Origin of the sequence: Streptomyces sp. SP18CS02 (assembly GCF_036322365.1) — a bacterium.
Classification (GTDB): domain Bacteria; phylum Actinomycetota; class Actinomycetes; order Streptomycetales; family Streptomycetaceae; genus Streptomyces.
In genome coordinates this window covers 329,492-344,944 of sequence record NZ_JAQYXC010000295.1, presented here as the reverse complement: position 1 = coordinate 344,944, position 15,453 = coordinate 329,492, and the positions used below count along the sequence as shown (strand labels likewise).

Sequence of the window (15,453 nt, the reverse complement as noted above, 5' to 3'; positions counted from 1 at the left end):
GGGCCCGCCGGGCCCGCCGGGTCATGGCCTGAGCAGGTTCTCCCCGTTGCCCGTCGGGTCCTCCGGCTCGCCGCCCGTGGCGCCGGTGTCGCCCGGGTCGCCCGTCGGATCGCCGGTCGGCGTCGCGGTCGGGGTGGGGGGCGTCGACGGGGGCGTCCGGGTGGGTGTCCGGGTGGGGGTCGGCTCCTCGCTGGGCGACTCGCTCTCCGTCGGCTCCTCGCTGGGCGACTCGCTCTCGGTCGGCTCCTCGGTGGGCGTCTGCGCCGGTTCCGCGCCGACATCGGCGCTCTCGTCGACCTCCAGGTCGAACTGGGCGTCGGAGCCCCCGTCCAGGGCACCGGTCGTGTACGCCCGCCAGATCCTGGCGGGGACGCCACCACCGTTGGCGCGGCCCGGGTTGATGGTGTCGGTCAGGGTGACCTGCCCGGTGCCGTCGGTCTTCTCGCCGAAGAGGCCGACGGCGGTGACGAGTTCGGGGGTGTAGCCCACGAACCAGGCGGAGCGGTTGTTCTCCGACGTGCCGGTCTTGCCGGCCGCCTCGTACTCACCGGCCGCGTTCACCCCCGAACCCTCTTCGACCACACCGGTCATCGCCTGGGTCACGGTGTCGGCCGACTCCCGGCTGAGGACCTGCTCGCCGATCGGGTCCTGGAGCTCGGCCCTGCGGTCCTTGTGCTCGGCGGACTTCACGATCGACGGCGTGACCTTCTTGCCGTGGTTGTCGAGGGTCGCGTAGGCGCCGGCCATGTCCCAGGGGGAGGCGCCCATCGTGCCCAGGGACATCGCGGGCTGCTCCGGCCAGTCCTTGCTGTCCTTCAGGCCCAGGTCGAGCGCCGTCTTCTTCACCTTGTCCGGGCCCACGTCCACGATCATCTGGGCGTACACCGAGTTGATGGACTTGTTGGTGGCGCGCTGGACGGTGACCGGGCCGTAGTCCCGGTCGTCCTCGTTCTCCGGCGCGAATTCGGTGTCGCCGCCCTGGACCGGGCGCTTGCTGGTGCCGTCGTAGATGGTGCCGAGGCCGATGGCGCGGCCGTCCTGCGTCTCCGAGTCGTTCTCCAGCGCGGAGGCGAGGACGATCGGCTTGAAGGTCGAGGCGGGCTGGTAGTCGCGGCGGGTGGCGTTGGACATCCAGTGCTCGGTGGCGCCTATGCCGCCGTAGAGCGCGACGACCCGGCCGGTTTTGGGATCGACGGAGGTCGCCCCGGCCTGGACGGTGGCGTCCGCCTTGTCGCCCTTGCGGTCGAGCTTCTCCTCCAGCTGCCGGTCGACGGCCTTCACGAGGTCCTTCTGGCGCCCCTCGTCGATGTTGAGGGTGATCGTCCAGCCGCCGGCCTTGATGTCCTCCTCGCTGACGCCCTGGCGCATCAGCTCCTGGTTGGCGGCCTCCACGAGGTAGCCGGTCTGGCCCTCCATGCCCGGGGCCGCCTTCGGCGCCTTGGGCTCGGGGAAGGTGAGCCCGGCGCGCTCGGACTGCGGGAGCCAGCCCTCCTCGACCATGTTGTCCAGGACGTAGTTCCAGCGCTCGGTGACCAGCTTCTTCCCGGTGCCGGACGCCATGGACCAGTCGTACTGGTTGGGGGCCTGGAGGAGCGCGGCGAGGTAGGCGCCCTGCGCGACGTTCAGCTTGTCCGCGTCGACCCGGTAGTAGGCCTGGGCGGCGGCCTGGATGCCGTACGCGCCCCGGCCGTAGTAGCTGGTGTTCATGTAGCCCGCCAGGATCTCGGGCTTCTTCATCTGCTGGTCGACCTTGAGCGAGATCACCAGTTCCTTGAGCTTGCGGGAGACCGTCTGGTCCTGGTCCAGGTAGTAGTTCTTGACGTACTGCTGGGTGATGGTCGAGCCACCCTGCTTGCCCTTGCCGGTGACGGTGTTCAGCACACCGCGGGCGGTGCCCTTGATGTCGACGCCGGAGTCCTCGTAGAAGGTCTTGTTCTCGGCGGCGACGAACGACTTCTGCACGTCCACCGGGATCTTCTCCAGGCCGACGATCTCCCGGTTGATCTCGCCCGTCCGGGCCAGGATCTTGCCGTTGCTGTACTTGTAGACGTTGCTCTGCATCGTCGCCTGCGCATTGGCCGTGGGGACCGGGACGAGCAGATAGACCACGTAGAACGCGCCCATGGCGAGCAGGCAGCACAGGAGGAAGCCGCCCAGCAGCTTCCTCAGGGTGAAGAAGCGGCGTATGCCCGCGCCTTCGCTCTTCGCCCGGCGCGGATCGCGCTGCCGGGGTTGTCGCGCTTCCGCTCGGCCCATCGCTTCGTTGCTCCGCTCTTCGTCTCTTCGGTCACGGCCAGATCAGCTCAGCAAACTAACACCGCTGGTACCGACAAACGTCAACGGATCCCTTCTTTTCCGGACGTGACAATCAGCACCCGCCTTCAAGGGAACCGACTCACGAGGAGGGCGCAGGGTTGCGACATACGATAAAGTGATATCACTTTGCTAGAGCTTCGCGGGACTGCGGAGCCAGGGATGAACGGGGGACGAACATGTCCGAGACCAGCAGGAACACCACCGGCGACCTTCCCGAGGTGCCCACCATGCCGGCGCCACAGGTCCGGGAGTTCGCGGCGCACAGCATCGGCGGCGGCCTGGCGCTGCTGCTGGGCCTGGGCGGCCTGGCCGCGGGCGTCTGCCTGGTCGTGGCGGGTGTCGCGGCGGCCGCGACCGGCGTGAAGGCGGCCCTGATCATCGTCGGCGTCCTCATCGCCTTCGGTGCCTTCCTCGCCATGTGCGGGCTGAACATGGTGGCGCCGGGCGAGGCGCGGGTGGTCCAGCTCTTCGGCCGCTACCGCGGCACGATCCGCACGGACGGCCTGCGCTGGGTCAACCCGTTCACCTCGCGGATGAAGATCTCGACGCGGGTGCGCAACCACGAGACGGCGGTCCTGAAGGTCAACGACGCGTACGGCAACCCGATCGAGCTGGCGGCCGTCGTGGTGTGGAAGGTCGAGGACACCGCGCAGGCGATGTTCGAGGTCGACGACTTCCTGGAGTTCGTCTCGACGCAGACGGAGGCGGCCGTGCGCCACATCGCGATCGAGTACCCCTACGACGCCCACGACGAGGAAGGCCTGTCGCTGCGGGGCAACGCCGAGGAGATCACCGAGAAGCTGGCGGTCGAGCTGCACGCACGTGTGGAGGCGGCCGGGGTGCACATCATCGAGTCGCGCTTCACCCACCTCGCGTACGCCCCGGAGATCGCCTCCGCGATGCTCCAGCGCCAGCAGGCGGGCGCGGTGGTGGCGGCCCGCAGGCAGATCGTGGACGGCGCGGTCGGCATGGTGGAGGCGGCGCTCGACCGGCTCACCGAGCGGGACATCGTCGAGCTCGACTCGGAGCGGAAGGCGGCGATGGTGTCGAACCTGATGGTGGTGCTGTGCGGTGACCGCGCGGCCCAGCCGGTCCTCAACACGGGCACCCTGTACCAGTGACCGAAAGCCGGCAGCGCAAGCAGGTACTCCTGCGCCTCGACCCCGTGGTGTACGAGGCGCTCGCCCGGTGGGCCTCGGACGAGCTCCGCAGCGCGAACGCCCAGATCGAGTTCCTGCTGCGCAAGGCCCTGTCGGAGGCGGGCCGCCTCCCCTCGGCCCCCGGCCCCCTCCCCCGCCGTGGCCGCCCGCCGAAGGCGCGTCCCGCGACGCCGGACGCTCCACCGGGTGCCGGACCGGGATCCGGACCGGGCGGCGCGCGGCCGGACGCGGGACCGGGATCCGGGCCGGACGCGCCCCGGGGCCCCTCGTAGGACCCGGGCGGCCCTCCGGGGCCGGTGGGAGCACCGGTCGCACGCGCCCCGCCGGTCATGGACACCGACACCCTCCGAACCGCCTGCCCCACCCGGGGCAGGCGGTCTCTTTTCAGACAGCTATACATCGTATGTATACGCACGATGTACAGTGGCCGCCATGTCAATCGGTCACACCCTTCTCGGACTCCTGGAGTCCGGCCCGCGGCACGGATACGACCTCAAGCGCGCCTTCGACGAGAGGTTCGGGCACGACCGCCCGCTCCACTACGGCCAGGTGTACTCGACGATGTCCCGGCTGCTGAGGAACGGACTCGTCGAGGTCGACGGCATCGAGGCGGGCGGCGGTCCCGAACGCAAGCGGTACGCCATCACCGAGGCCGGGGTGACCGATGTCGAGCAGTGGCTCCACACCCCCGAGAAGCCGGAGCCGTACCTCCAGTCGACCCTCTACACCAAGGTCGTCCTGGCCCTGCTCACCGGCCGCGGCGCAGCCGGGCTGCTGGACGCCCAGCGGGCCGAGCACCTGCGTCTGATGCGCGACCTGACCCGGCGCAAGCAGACCGGCGACCTCGCGGACCAGTTGATCTGCGATCACGCGCTGTTCCATCTGGAAGCCGATCTGCGCTGGCTGGAACTGACCGCCGCCCGGCTCGACCAGCTGGCGAAGGAGATCACCCGATGACTGCCTCCGCCCCGCCCCTCCTGGCCGCCTCCGGCCTCGGCAAGACGTACGGGCGGACCGCCGCGCTCGCGGACGCCTCCTTCTCGCTGCGGGCCGGCGAGGTCGTCGCCGTCATGGGTCCCTCCGGCTCCGGGAAGTCCACCCTGCTGCACTGTCTGGCCGGGATCGTCCGGCCCGACGCCGGGACCGTCTCCTACGACGGCCGGGACCTGACGTCCCTGTCCGACGCGGGCCGCAGCGCGCTGCGCCGCACCGACTTCGGGTTCGTCTTCCAGTTCGGCCAGCTCGTCCCGGAGCTGACCGGGGCGGAGAACGTCGCCCTTCCCCTGCGCCTGAACGGCGAGCGCCGCAAGGCCGCCGAGCGCAGGGCCATGGAGTGGCTGGAGCGCCTGGAGGTCGCCGATGCCGCCGGCAAGCGGCCCGGCGAGGTGTCGGGCGGGCAGGGCCAGCGCATCGCGGTCGCCCGGGCCCTGGTCACCTCGCCCCGGGTGATCTTCGCCGACGAGCCGACCGGAGCCCTCGACTCCCTCAACGGCGAGCGGGTGATGCGGCTGCTCACCGAAGCGGCGCGCGACACCCGCGCCGCCGTCGTCCTGGTCACCCACGAGGCCCGCGTCGCCGCCTACTCGGACCGGGAGGTCGTCGTGCGCGACGGCTCGGTGCGGGACACGGCGGGCGCCCTGTGAGCCCGCGTTCCTGGGCCCGTGACCTGGCCCTGGGCGCGCGTCTCGCCGTCACCGGCGGCCCACGGGGCTGGACCCGCACCCTGCTGACCGGCGTCGGCGTGGGCCTGGGCGTCGCCCTGCTGCTGATCGCCGCCTCCATACCCAACCTGCTCGACAGCCGAGGCGACCGCTCGGACGCGCGGGCGATCTTCACGGGCGGGGACGACGCCGCGCGCTCCGCGCGCTCGTTCCTCTACATCACCCCCGAGACCGCGTTCCGCGGGGAGACCATCCACGGGGTGGTCGTCCGGGCCGAGGGCGACGACGCCCCGGAGCCGCCCGGCACAAAGAGGCTGCCGGGGCCCGGCGAGATGGTCGTCTCCTCCGCCCTCAGGGAGCTGCTCGAATCCCCCGAGGGCGCGCTGCTGAGGGACCGCTTCCCGTACCGGGACATCGGCACCATCGGCGACGCCGGCCTGATCGGGCCGGGCGAGCTCACCTATTACGCGGGCGACTCCTCCCTCACCGAGGACAGGGCGCGCCGGGGCGACGCCTTCGGCTACGACCAGCCGCGGGGCCGGGACCTGGGCGGATTCCTGCTGCTGATCATCGTCATCACCTGCGTGGTGCTGCTGCTGCCCGTCCTCGTCTTCATCGCCACCGCCGTGCGCTTCGGCGGCGAACAGCGCGACCGGCGCCTGGCCGCCCTGCGCCTGGTCGGCGCGGACGGCGCCACGGCCCGGCGGATCGCCGCGGGAGAGTCCCTGGCGGGGGCCCTGTTCGGCCTGGTCGCGGGGGCCGGCTTCCTGATCCTCCTGAGGGAGGTCCTGGGCCGCGTGACCGTCTGGAACGTGAATGTCTTCCCGGCCGACCTGGTGCCCTCCCCCGGGCTGGCCGCGGTGATCGCGGTGATCGTGCCCGCCTGCGCGGTCGTGGTCACCGTCTTCTCCCTCCGCGGCATCTCGATCGAGCCCCTGGGGGTCGTACGCGAGGCAGCGCCGCGCCCGCGCCGGCTGTGGTGGCGGCTGCTCATGGTCGCGGCCGGCGGGGCGCTGCTGATCCCGATGGCCGGGGACATCGGGATGATGGACGCCTCCATCGGCACGTACCAGATCGCGGCGGGCGCCCTGCTGGCGCTCACCGGTCTCACGACGCTGCTGCCCTGGCTGGTGGAGGCCGCGGTCAAGCGGCTGCGGGGCGGCCCGGTGCCCTGGCAGCTGGCTGTCCGCAGGCTCCAGCTGAGCAGTGGCACGGCGGCGCGGGCGGTCAGCGGGATCGTCGTGGCCGCCGCGGGGGCCATCGCGCTCCAGATGCTGTTCCAGGCCATGCAGAACGACTTCATGCGGCCGACGGGCATGGACTCGGCGCGGGCCCAGCTGGAGGCGGTCGTCAGGGCGCGCAGCGGTGGTGAGGCACGCGAGATGATCGAGCGGTTCTCGGCGACCAAGGGCGTCGTGGGCGTGATCGGCACGATCGAGTCCGGCGCGCAGCGGCCGGGCCCGCCCCGCGCGGACGAGCCGTTCGTGCCGACCACGGCCCTGACGGTGGGGGACTGCCGTTCGCTGGCCGAGCTGGCGGACCTGCCCTCCTGTACGGACGGTGACGTCTTCATCGCCCTGTCGCACGGCGCGGGCGGCCCCGACGACGACTACGTCCGCAAGACGGCGAGGGCCGGGGCACCGGTCGATCTGCGCAGGGCCGACGGGAGCCCGGAAGCCGGCCCCCTGGTGTGGCGGATCCCCGCCACGGCCCGCACGGTCGACGCACGGCCGGACCCGATGGGCCTCCACCGGTTCGGCATCCTGGCCACGCCCTCCTCGATCGACACCACACAGCTGGACGTCCCCCAGGCCCGGGCGATGATCCGCGTCGATCCGGGGATGCCGGACGCCGCGGAGTACGTACGCAACACGGCGGCGCACATCGATCCCGCGCTCCGGGTCCGGACGCTCCTGGACTTCGAGCGCGACGCCCAGTACAGCAGCGTGCGCAAGGGCATCTTCGTCGCGGCGACCGCCACGATGGTCCTGATCGCCCTGTCCCTGCTGGTGTCCACCCTGGAGCAGCTGCGCGACCGCAAGCGGCTGCTGGCGATGCTGGTGGCGTTCGGGACGCGCCGCACCACACTGGGCTGGTCGGTGCTGTGGCAGACGGCCGTGCCGATCGGTCTGGGCCTGGCGCTCTCGGTGGCCGGCGGGCTCGGGCTGGGCGTGGCCCTGCTGCGGCTGATCGGCAAACGGGTCGAGGACTGGTGGGTGTTCCTGCCGGTGACCGGTGTCGGGGCCGCGCTGATCCTGGGCGTGACGGTGCTCAGCCTGCCCGCCCTGTGGCGGGTGATGCGCCCGGACGGTCTGCGTACGGAGTGAGGCGACGGCGCCCCGCCCGAGCGGGAGGCAGGGGGCGCCGGGTGGGCCGGGTCAGTGCTCCCCGTCGCGGGCGGGGAGCACCCGGACGGGGAGGGCGGCCATCGCCTCGCGCATCGCCTGCGCCAGCTCCTCGAACTCGGCCTGCCGCGCCGCCCCCGCGCGCATCGCGAGGGCGACCCGCCGGGCGGGGGCCGGGTCGGCGAAGTACCCGGTCATCAGCTGGGAGTTGCGCCCGGTCTCGACCTTGACGGCGGTGCGCGGCAGCAGCGTCACGCCGAGGCCGCCCGCGACGAGCTGGACCAGGGTGGACAGGCCGGCCGCGGTGGTGGTGACCTCGGCACCGTCCTCGCGGCCGGCCTCCCGGCAGATGTCCAGCGCCTGGTCGCGCAGGCAGTGGCCCTCGTCGAGGAGGAGCAGGCGCAGTTCCCGCAGGTCCTCGCGCGGGATGTCGGTGCGGCCGCCCAGCCGGTGGCCCTCCGGCGTGACCAGGACGAAGTCCTCGTCGAAGAGCGGGAGTTCGGTGACGCCCGGTATGCCCAGCGGGACCGCGAGCAGCAGCAGGTCGAGCCGGCCCGCCGCGAGGCCGTCGAGCAGCGACGAGGTCTGCTCCTCGTGCACCTGGAGGTCCAGCTCGGGGTAGCGCTCGTGGACCAGCCGCAGGACGGTCGGCAGGAGGTAGGGGGCGACGGTGGGGATGACGCCGAGCCGCAGGACGCCGGTGAACGGGGCCCGCGCCGCCTCGGCCTCCTCCAGCAGCTCGCCCACCGCGTCCAGCACGGCCCTGGCCCGCACCGCGAGCCGCTCCCCCGCGGTCGAGAGCAGCACCTTGCGTGTCGTACGCTCCAGCAGCTGGACACCGAGTGCCTCTTCGAGAGCCGAAACCGCGCCCGAAAGGGCGGGCTGACTCATCCCGATCGCCGCCGCCGCGTCGCGGAAGTGCAGATGCTCGGCCACCGCCGCGAACGCGCGCAGCTGGGCCAGACTGGGCTGCTTGGCCCTATATATGGACACCACTGATAACCACCCTCGATCAACACGACCCAGTCTAGCTATTTCACTGATCAATGCACTCCGTGCCATGCTGGAACCCGTCCAACCCCCACGGAAGACCTCAAAAGGGAATTCCTACTGCAAGGAGAGCGCGTGCTCACTGTCGGTGACCAGTTCCCCACGTACGACCTGACCGCCTGTGTGTCGCTGGAGAGCGGCAAGGAGTTCGAGCAGATCAACCACAAGTCCTACGAGGGCAAGTGGCGCGTGGTGTTCTTCTGGCCGAAGGACTTCACCTTCGTCTGCCCCACCGAGATCGCCGCCTTCGGCAAGCTGAACGACGAGTTCGCCGACCGTGACGCCCAGATCCTCGGCGCCTCGGGCGACTCCGAGTTCGTGCACCACGCCTGGCGCAAGGACCACGCCGACCTGCGTGACCTGCCCTTCCCGATGCTCGCGGACTCGAAGCACGAGCTCATGCGCGAGTGCGGCGTCGAGGGCGAGGACGGCTTCGCGCAGCGCGCCGTGTTCATCGTCGACCCGAACAACGAGATCCAGTTCACCATGGTGACCGCCGGCTCCGTCGGCCGTAACCCCAAGGAGGTCCTGCGGGTGCTCGACGCCCTGCAGACCGACGAGCTGTGCCCGTGCAACTGGAAGTCCGGCGAAGAGACCCTGGACCCGGTCAAGCTCCTGGCCGGTGAGTGACATGGCCCTCGACGAGCTGAAGTCCGCCATACCGGACTACGCCAAGGACCTGAAGCTGAACCTCGGCTCGGTCATCGGCAACAGCGAGCTCCCGCAGCAGCAGCTGTGGGGCACCGTCCTGGCCTGCGCGATCGCCTCGCGGTCGCCCAAGGTCCTGGCGGAGCTGGAGCCCGAGGCCAAGGCGAAGCTCGCGCCCGAGGCGTACACGGCCGCCAAGTCGGCCGCCGCCATCATGGCGATGAACAACGTCTTCTACCGCACGCGTCACCTGCTCTCCGACCCGGAGTACGGGACGATGCGCGCCGGTCTGCGGATGAACGTCATCGGCAACCCGGGCGTGGAGAAGGTCGACTTCGAGCTGTGGTCGCTCGCCGTCTCCGCGATCAACGGCTGCGGCCAGTGCCTCGACTCCCACGAGCAGGTGCTCCGCAAGGCCGGCGTGGACCGCGAGACGATCCAGGAGGCGTTCAAGATCGCCGCGGTGATCCAGGCGGTCGGCGCGACGCTGGACGCGGAAGCCGTTCTGGCCCAGTAGTACCCCGCGTCCCCACGCGACACGGCAAGGGGCCCACCGACACATGGTCGGTGGGCCCCTTGTGCTGTCACTGGGCGGGTTCGCGGAGGCCGGCCATGAGCGTCTTCACGTCCTCGGCCAGGAACTCCTCGATACCCGCCAGGGCCGAGGTGTCCGGCGGACGGCTCTCCCCCGTCTCGGGGTCGCCGGCCATCTCCACGCCGACGGAGACCGTCACCACGGCGGGCCCGTCCACGGCCGTCAGCCAGGCGAAGCCCTCCTCCTGCATGACGAAGGCCCGCTCCCCCACCCCCGGGAGGGGCCGTACGGACGTGTCGTCCCAGCCCTGCGCCCTGACCAGCGGTTCGAACTCCGGGCCCGGGTCGGTCCTCCTGTGCAGCTCGTAGGTGACGTCGACGGTGTGCCAGGGTTCCTGCTCGCCCAGGGTCACCGTGCACTGGGCCCGGTCCAGGGCCGGGTGCCTGTCGCTCAGGCCCGGCGCGTCCTCGCCCCGCTTCCCGAGGGCCGCGACCAGCGCGGGCAGTTTCGCGTCCGCGCACAGGTCGTCGCTGGCGCGGTAGCCCCGCAGATCGGGTCCGCCGGCCTGGTAGGCCCAGAGCCCGCCGGCCCACAGCGCGGACGCGGCGACCGCTCCGCCGAGCGCCCACAACCACGATCGCCGCGGGCGCGGCGGCCCGTCGGGCGCCGGGCCGGTGTCGACGATCACGTCGACGGGACCGTCCGGACCGCGCTGGGGCGGCACGTCCGGCCCGCCGATCAGCTCGGGTTCGGATATCACCGCGTGCCCTTCGACGCTCCCGCCGCCGTCGTGGGAGCCGTGTCCGGCGCGGTGGCGCCGTGCGGCGAGGGCGCCTGACGCAGCGCCTGCTCGTGGCTGTAGGCCCGCAGGTAGCCGACGACCGTGTTGGTGACCGCCACCAGCGGTACGGCCACCACCGCGCCGCCGATCCCGGCGGTCAGACCGCCGGCCGCGACCGCGAGGACGACGGCGAGCGGGTGGACGCGGACCGCCCGGCCCAGGATGAAGGGCTGGAGCACGTGTCCCTCGATCTGCTGCACGGCGAGGACCACGATCAGCACCATCAGCGCGGTGAACACGCCCTGGGTCACCAGCGCGACGACCACCGCGAGGGCGCCCGAGACGACCGCGCCGACCAGCGGGATGAAGGCGAACAGGAAGATGAAGACGGCGAGCGGCACGGCCATCGGCACATCGAGGAACCAGATCCCGAGACCGATGAAGATCGCGTCGATCAGAGCGACTATCACCGTCCCGCGCACGTAGGCGGTGAGCGTGCGCCAGGCGCGCGGGCCCGCGCCCGCGACACCGGGGCGGGCCTGCGCCGGCACCAGCTTGAGCACCCACTCCCAGACCTTCCGCCCGTCGTACAGCAGGAAGAGGGTCGAGAACATCGTGAGCAGTATGCCGGTCATCACCTCGACCATGACGGTCACGCCCTGGAGGCCCGCGGAGGTGATCTCCTCGGTATTGGTGCCGATGGTGTCGCTGAGGTTCTTGGCGATGTCGTTGATCTGCTGCTCGGTCACATGGAAGGGACTGTCGAGCAGCCAGCGCTTGAGCTCCTCGATACCGTCCCTGACCCGGTCCGAGAGGTTGTCGAGGTTGTCCATCACCTGCCAGACCACGAACCAGCCGACCAGCCCCATGATGACGAAGCCGAGGACGGCGGTGACCGCGGTGGCGAGCCCGCGCGGCAGCCCCATCCCCCTCAGCCGGCCCACGGTGGGCTGGAGCAGGGCGGTGATCAGGAGGGCGGCGACGAAGGCGAGGACCACCAGCTGCACGGTGCTGATGACCTTCATCAGGACCCAGAGTGTGCCCGCCAGGACGAGCAGTCGCCAGCCCGCCTCGGCCGCCACCCGCATCCCCCAGGGGATGGCGGCGACGGGATCGGGCCGCGCGGCGACGGCGGGGGCGTAGGTGGGGGGCGCCGGCACGCTCTCGGGCTCCGGCGTGACGACGACGGGGTCGCCGGACTCGGCCTCCGCGCGACGCTCGTCGATCCGCTCGTTCATCCGGGACAGACCGGACCCGAAGCGGCCGAGCCAACCTGGCACTTTCGACATGTTCTTCTCTCTTCCCCCGCACTCCCGCCAGGAGTTCCGGCCCTCGACGGTACACGCACGGAGCCCCTCGCCGTCGGTCGGCGAGGGGCTCCGCGAAGTCGAGCTGTGGCGCGGGCGGGTACCGGGTACCCGCAGGACGCGCTAGTACCAGTGGTTGGCCTGCCAGAAGTCCCAGGCGCCGCAGGGGCTGCCGTAGCGGTCGTTCATGTAGTTCAGGCCCCACTTGATCTGCGTGGCCGGGTTGGTCTGCCAGTCGGCGCCGGCCGACGACATCTTGGAACCCGGGAGCGCCTGGACCAGGCCGTACGCGCCCGAGGACGGGTTCTGGGCCCGGTAGTTCCAGGTGGACTCGTGGTCCACGATGTTGCTGAAGCACTGGAACTGGTCGCCGGGGATCATCTGGCGAGCCATCGCCTGGACCTCGGCGACGCTGTAGGAGCTCTGCGTCGAGAAGCTGGAGGCGTCGCGCACGGCGGACCGGCTGGCGCGCTCCTCGGCCTCCTTGGCCTCCTTGGCCTCGCGCTCGCGCTCCGCCTCCTCGTCCGCGGCGTCCTTCTTGGCCTTCGCGTCCTTGGCGGCCTGGATGCGGGCGGCTTCCTCGGCGGACTTCTGCGCCGCCGAGTCGGCCGCGGCGGCCTGCGCCTCGGCCTGCTGCGTCAGCGACGAGACCTGTACCTGGGCCTGCTGGCCGACAGGGATGTCCGCCAGGAGCGTGGTGTCGGCGGCGGTCGCCTCGAAGTTGTCGTTCGCGGGCTGGGTGTTGCCCGATGCCACGCCGACGACGGCACCTACGGTGGTGACCGCAGTGGCAGATGCCACCGCGAATCCCCGGACCGAGATCCGGCTCACACGGTTTCCTTCCAGCATCGCCCGCACAGGTGACCTCACGGGCGAAATCGTGCCCCTGTCGCTGATCCCCCCACTAACTGGGTCACGGGGGACACGGGCCCGGTGGGCAACTCCCCTGCGGGAGTGCCGCGTGGTGCTGCGGGCGGCATACGGCGGACAGTTGTTGAGTTGTGTGGTGCGGCATCCCTGGAGATGCACGTGTGCCGTATGCGGGGCCTGACGGAAGCAAGACTCTGCCCGAAGGCGACGCCGCAAGGCAATTAATCGTTGCGTGTGAAAGCTCACACCCCGTCCGTCACGGCAGTTTTACGGAAAGCGCCGCACAGCACGGTGCCGCCCGGCTACGCTCTCGCGCTCACCGGGCGGCACCAACTCCCATATCAGGACAGACGCGTTAGATCTGCCCGTCCTCCAGCATCTCGGTCACGAGCGCGGCGATCTGCGAGCGCTCGGAACGGGTCAGGGTGACGTGGGCGAAGAGCGGATGCCCCTTCAGTTTCTCGACCACGGCCACGACTCCGTCGTAGCGCCCCACGCGCAGGTTGTCGCGCTGGGCCACGTCATGCGTCAGGACGACCCGGGAATCCGCCCCGATACGGGACAACACGGTCAGCAGGACGTTGCGTTCGAGGGACTGGGCCTCGTCGACGATGACGAACGCGTCATGCAGGGAGCGGCCCCGGATGTGGGTGAGCGGCAGCACCTCCAGCATGCCGCGGCCCAGCACCTCCTCGATGACCTCGCGGCTCGCCACCGCCGAGAGCGTGTCGAAGACCGCCTGCGCCCACGGGCTCATCTTCTCGGCCTCGGTGCCCGGCAGATAGCCGAGCTCCTGGCCGCCGACCGCGTACAGCGGCCGGAAGACCATCACCTTCTGGTGCTGGCGGCGCTCCAGGACCGCCTCCAGGCCGGCGCAGAGCGCCAGCGCGGACTTGCCCGTGCCCGCACGGCCGCCCAGCGACACGATCCCGACGTCCGGATCGAGCAGCAGATCGAGCGCGATGCGCTGCTCCGCGCTGCGGCCGCGGATGCCGAACGCCTCCCGGTCCCCCCGCACCAGCCGCACGCTGCCCTCGGCGGTGATCCGGCCGAGCGCCTTGCCGCGCTCGGACTGGAGGACCAGGCCGGTGTGGACCGGCAGCTCGGCCGCCTCGGGGACGTACAGCGTCTCCTCGCCGTAGAGCAGGTCCACCTGGTCGGCAGCGAGGGACAGTTCCGACATTCCGGTCCAGCCGGAGTCGGTGATGGCGAGCTCCGCGCGGTACTCCTCGGCGAGGAGGCCCACGGAGGACGCCTTGATGCGCAGGGGCAGGTCCTTCGACACGACCGTGACGTCGTACCCCTCGGCCTGGAGGTTGCGCGCGACCGCCAGGATGCGTGAGTCGTTGTCACCGAGGCGGTAGCCGGCCGGCAGGACACCGGGATCCGAGTGGTTGAGCTCCACCCGGAGCGTGCCGCCGAGGTCTCCGACGGGGAGGGGGGCGTCGAGGCGGCCGTACCGGATCCGGAAGTCGTCCAGCAGGCGCAGGGCCTGACGGGCGAAATAGCCCAGCTCCGGGTGGTGCCTCTTGGCCTCCAGCTCCGTGACGACCACGATCGGGAGCACGACCTCGTGCTCCTCGAAACGCGTCATGGCGTTGGGGTCGGCCAGCAGGACGCTGGTGTCGAGAACGTAGGTGCGCCTGTCGGGCATGCGGCGCTTAGTGCTGGTCACCACGGAGGACAGACCCCCTCAGATAGAGGCACATGAGGTCGGGGTGCGACTGCGGCGGCGTCGCGCGGGTATGAGGCCGGCATCGGGCCACGATGCGCGGGCCGGGCCCCGGCCCCCCGCGCCGCCCGTACACGTCCTGCACGGTCGTCCTGGTGCAAAGGGCCTCCCGGGCGAGCGGTCTGACGTGCCGCTCAGTCTGAGAGGGGTATTCCCTTCAACGAGCGCCACCATGCCATGGCATATGACGACGCGTTGATGAACACCCGGTGACCAGGGCCGGGTGCGCCCCCCGCTCCCGCCTCGACGGGTTCCTCAGGTGCCGTAGCGCCGGTGGCGGGCGGCGTAGTCGCGCAGCGCGCGCAGGAAGTCGACCTTCCGGAAGGCCGGCCAATGGACCTCGCAGAAGTAGTACTCCGAATGCGCGCTCTGCCAGAGCATGAAGCCGGACAGACGCTGCTCGCCGCTGGTGCGGATCACCAGGTCGGGGTCGGGCTGGCCGCGCGTGTAGAGGTGCTCGGAGATGTGCTCGACGTCCACGATCTCGGCGAGCTCCTCGAAGCTCGTCCCCTTGTCCGCGTGCTCCAGGAGCAGCGAGCGGACCGCGTCGGCGATCTCCTGACGGCCTCCGTAGCCGACGGCCACGTTGACCAGTATTCCGGTGTTGCCGTGGGTCGCCTGCTGGGCCTCCTTCAGCACCGCCTGGGTACGGGCCGGCAGCAGGTCCAGGGTGCCCACGTGGTGCACCCGCCAGCGGCCGTCGGCGGCGAGGGCCCGGACGGCGTCCTCGATGATCCCGAGCAGCGGGACGAGCTGCTCCTCCGGCCGGTTCAGGTTGTCCGTGGAGAGCATCCAGAGCGTGACGACCTCGACGTCGGTCTCGGCGCACCAGCCGAGCAGTTCCTGGATCTTGCTCGCCCCGGCCTTGTGACCCTGCTCGGGCGTGCCGCCGGAAGCCTTCGCCCAGCGCCGGTTGCCGTCGAGGATGACGCCGATGTGCTTGGGCACCTGGGCGTGATCGAGGCGGCCTTCCACCCGGCGTGCGTAGAGCCTGTACACCAGGTCGCGCAAGTTCACCGATCTCACCTCTCGATTGCCTACGGGCCCG

14 protein-coding genes are annotated in these 15,453 nt (G+C 71.1%); 7 read left to right on the top strand and 7 right to left on the bottom strand.

Annotation, left to right across the window (positions count from 1 at the left end):
* Positions 1–21: 21 nt before the first annotated feature.
* Positions 22–2,256: a transglycosylase domain-containing protein gene (locus PUR26_RS28310; RefSeq protein ID WP_329876513.1), complete on the bottom strand. Its 2,235-nt coding sequence runs from the start codon at positions 2,254–2,256 to the stop codon at positions 22–24.
* Positions 2,257–2,492: 236 nt separating this feature from the next.
* Between PUR26_RS28310 and PUR26_RS28305 the strand changes: the two genes are divergently transcribed.
* The 5 genes from PUR26_RS28305 (at position 2,493) to PUR26_RS28285 (ending at position 7,464) form a co-directional block, all read left to right on the top strand.
* Positions 2,493–3,437, top strand: coding sequence for an SPFH domain-containing protein (locus PUR26_RS28305; RefSeq protein WP_329876511.1), 945 nt, complete (start codon positions 2,493–2,495; stop codon positions 3,435–3,437).
* Positions 3,434–3,748, top strand: a complete 315-nt coding sequence (locus PUR26_RS28300; RefSeq protein ID WP_329876509.1) for a hypothetical protein — start codon at positions 3,434–3,436, stop codon at positions 3,746–3,748. Before PUR26_RS28305 ends, PUR26_RS28300 begins: the two co-directional genes overlap by 4 nt.
* 160 nt (positions 3,749–3,908) lie before the next feature.
* On the top strand, positions 3,909–4,433 hold the full coding sequence (locus PUR26_RS28295; protein WP_329876507.1) for a PadR family transcriptional regulator: 525 nt from the start codon (positions 3,909–3,911) through the stop codon (positions 4,431–4,433).
* Complete coding sequence (locus PUR26_RS28290) at positions 4,430–5,119, top strand: ABC transporter ATP-binding protein (protein ID WP_329876505.1); 690 nt, start codon at positions 4,430–4,432, stop codon at positions 5,117–5,119. The genes PUR26_RS28295 and PUR26_RS28290 overlap by 4 nt, the downstream gene beginning before the upstream one ends.
* The gene (locus PUR26_RS28285; protein ID WP_329876503.1) at positions 5,116–7,464 is read left to right on the top strand and encodes an FtsX-like permease family protein; all 2,349 of its coding nucleotides are present in this window, start codon (positions 5,116–5,118) and stop codon (positions 7,462–7,464) included. Before PUR26_RS28290 ends, PUR26_RS28285 begins: the two co-directional genes overlap by 4 nt.
* Before the next feature lie 51 nt (positions 7,465–7,515).
* On the opposite strand, the gene PUR26_RS28280 is transcribed toward PUR26_RS28285, so the two are convergent.
* Complete coding sequence (locus PUR26_RS28280; protein ID WP_329876501.1) at positions 7,516–8,478, bottom strand: LysR substrate-binding domain-containing protein; 963 nt, start codon at positions 8,476–8,478, stop codon at positions 7,516–7,518.
* A 129-nt stretch (positions 8,479–8,607) separates the two neighbouring features.
* Here PUR26_RS28280 and PUR26_RS28275 point away from each other — a divergent pair, with 129 nt between their 5' ends.
* Both PUR26_RS28275 and PUR26_RS28270 read left to right on the top strand, forming a co-directional pair.
* Entirely contained in the window at positions 8,608–9,162 is a 555-nt protein-coding gene (locus tag PUR26_RS28275) for a peroxiredoxin (protein ID WP_329876499.1), read from the top strand.
* Between the two features lies 1 nt (position 9,163).
* Positions 9,164–9,697, top strand: a complete 534-nt coding sequence (locus PUR26_RS28270) for an alkyl hydroperoxide reductase (RefSeq protein WP_329876747.1) — start codon at positions 9,164–9,166, stop codon at positions 9,695–9,697.
* A 67-nt stretch (positions 9,698–9,764) separates the two neighbouring features.
* On the opposite strand, the gene PUR26_RS28265 is transcribed toward PUR26_RS28270, so the two are convergent.
* The 5 genes from PUR26_RS28265 to PUR26_RS28245 form a co-directional block, all read right to left on the bottom strand.
* Positions 9,765–10,475, bottom strand: a complete 711-nt coding sequence (locus PUR26_RS28265) for a hypothetical protein (protein ID WP_329876498.1) — start codon at positions 10,473–10,475, stop codon at positions 9,765–9,767.
* Positions 10,472–11,785: an AI-2E family transporter gene (locus PUR26_RS28260; RefSeq protein ID WP_329876496.1), complete on the bottom strand. Its 1,314-nt coding sequence runs from the start codon at positions 11,783–11,785 to the stop codon at positions 10,472–10,474. The genes PUR26_RS28265 and PUR26_RS28260 overlap by 4 nt, the downstream gene beginning before the upstream one ends.
* 141 nt (positions 11,786–11,926) lie before the next feature.
* Positions 11,927–12,634 (bottom strand): transglycosylase SLT domain-containing protein, encoded by a 708-nt coding sequence (locus PUR26_RS28255; RefSeq protein WP_329876494.1) that lies wholly within the window; start codon positions 12,632–12,634, stop codon positions 11,927–11,929.
* Positions 12,635–13,028: 394 nt separating this feature from the next.
* Entirely contained in the window at positions 13,029–14,351 is a 1,323-nt protein-coding gene (locus tag PUR26_RS28250; RefSeq protein WP_329876492.1) for a PhoH family protein, read from the bottom strand.
* A 309-nt stretch (positions 14,352–14,660) separates the two neighbouring features.
* A complete protein-coding gene (locus PUR26_RS28245; protein WP_329876490.1) occupies positions 14,661–15,422 on the bottom strand; it encodes an isoprenyl transferase in 762 nt (253 codons plus the stop codon).
* Positions 15,423–15,453 lie beyond the last annotated feature (31 nt).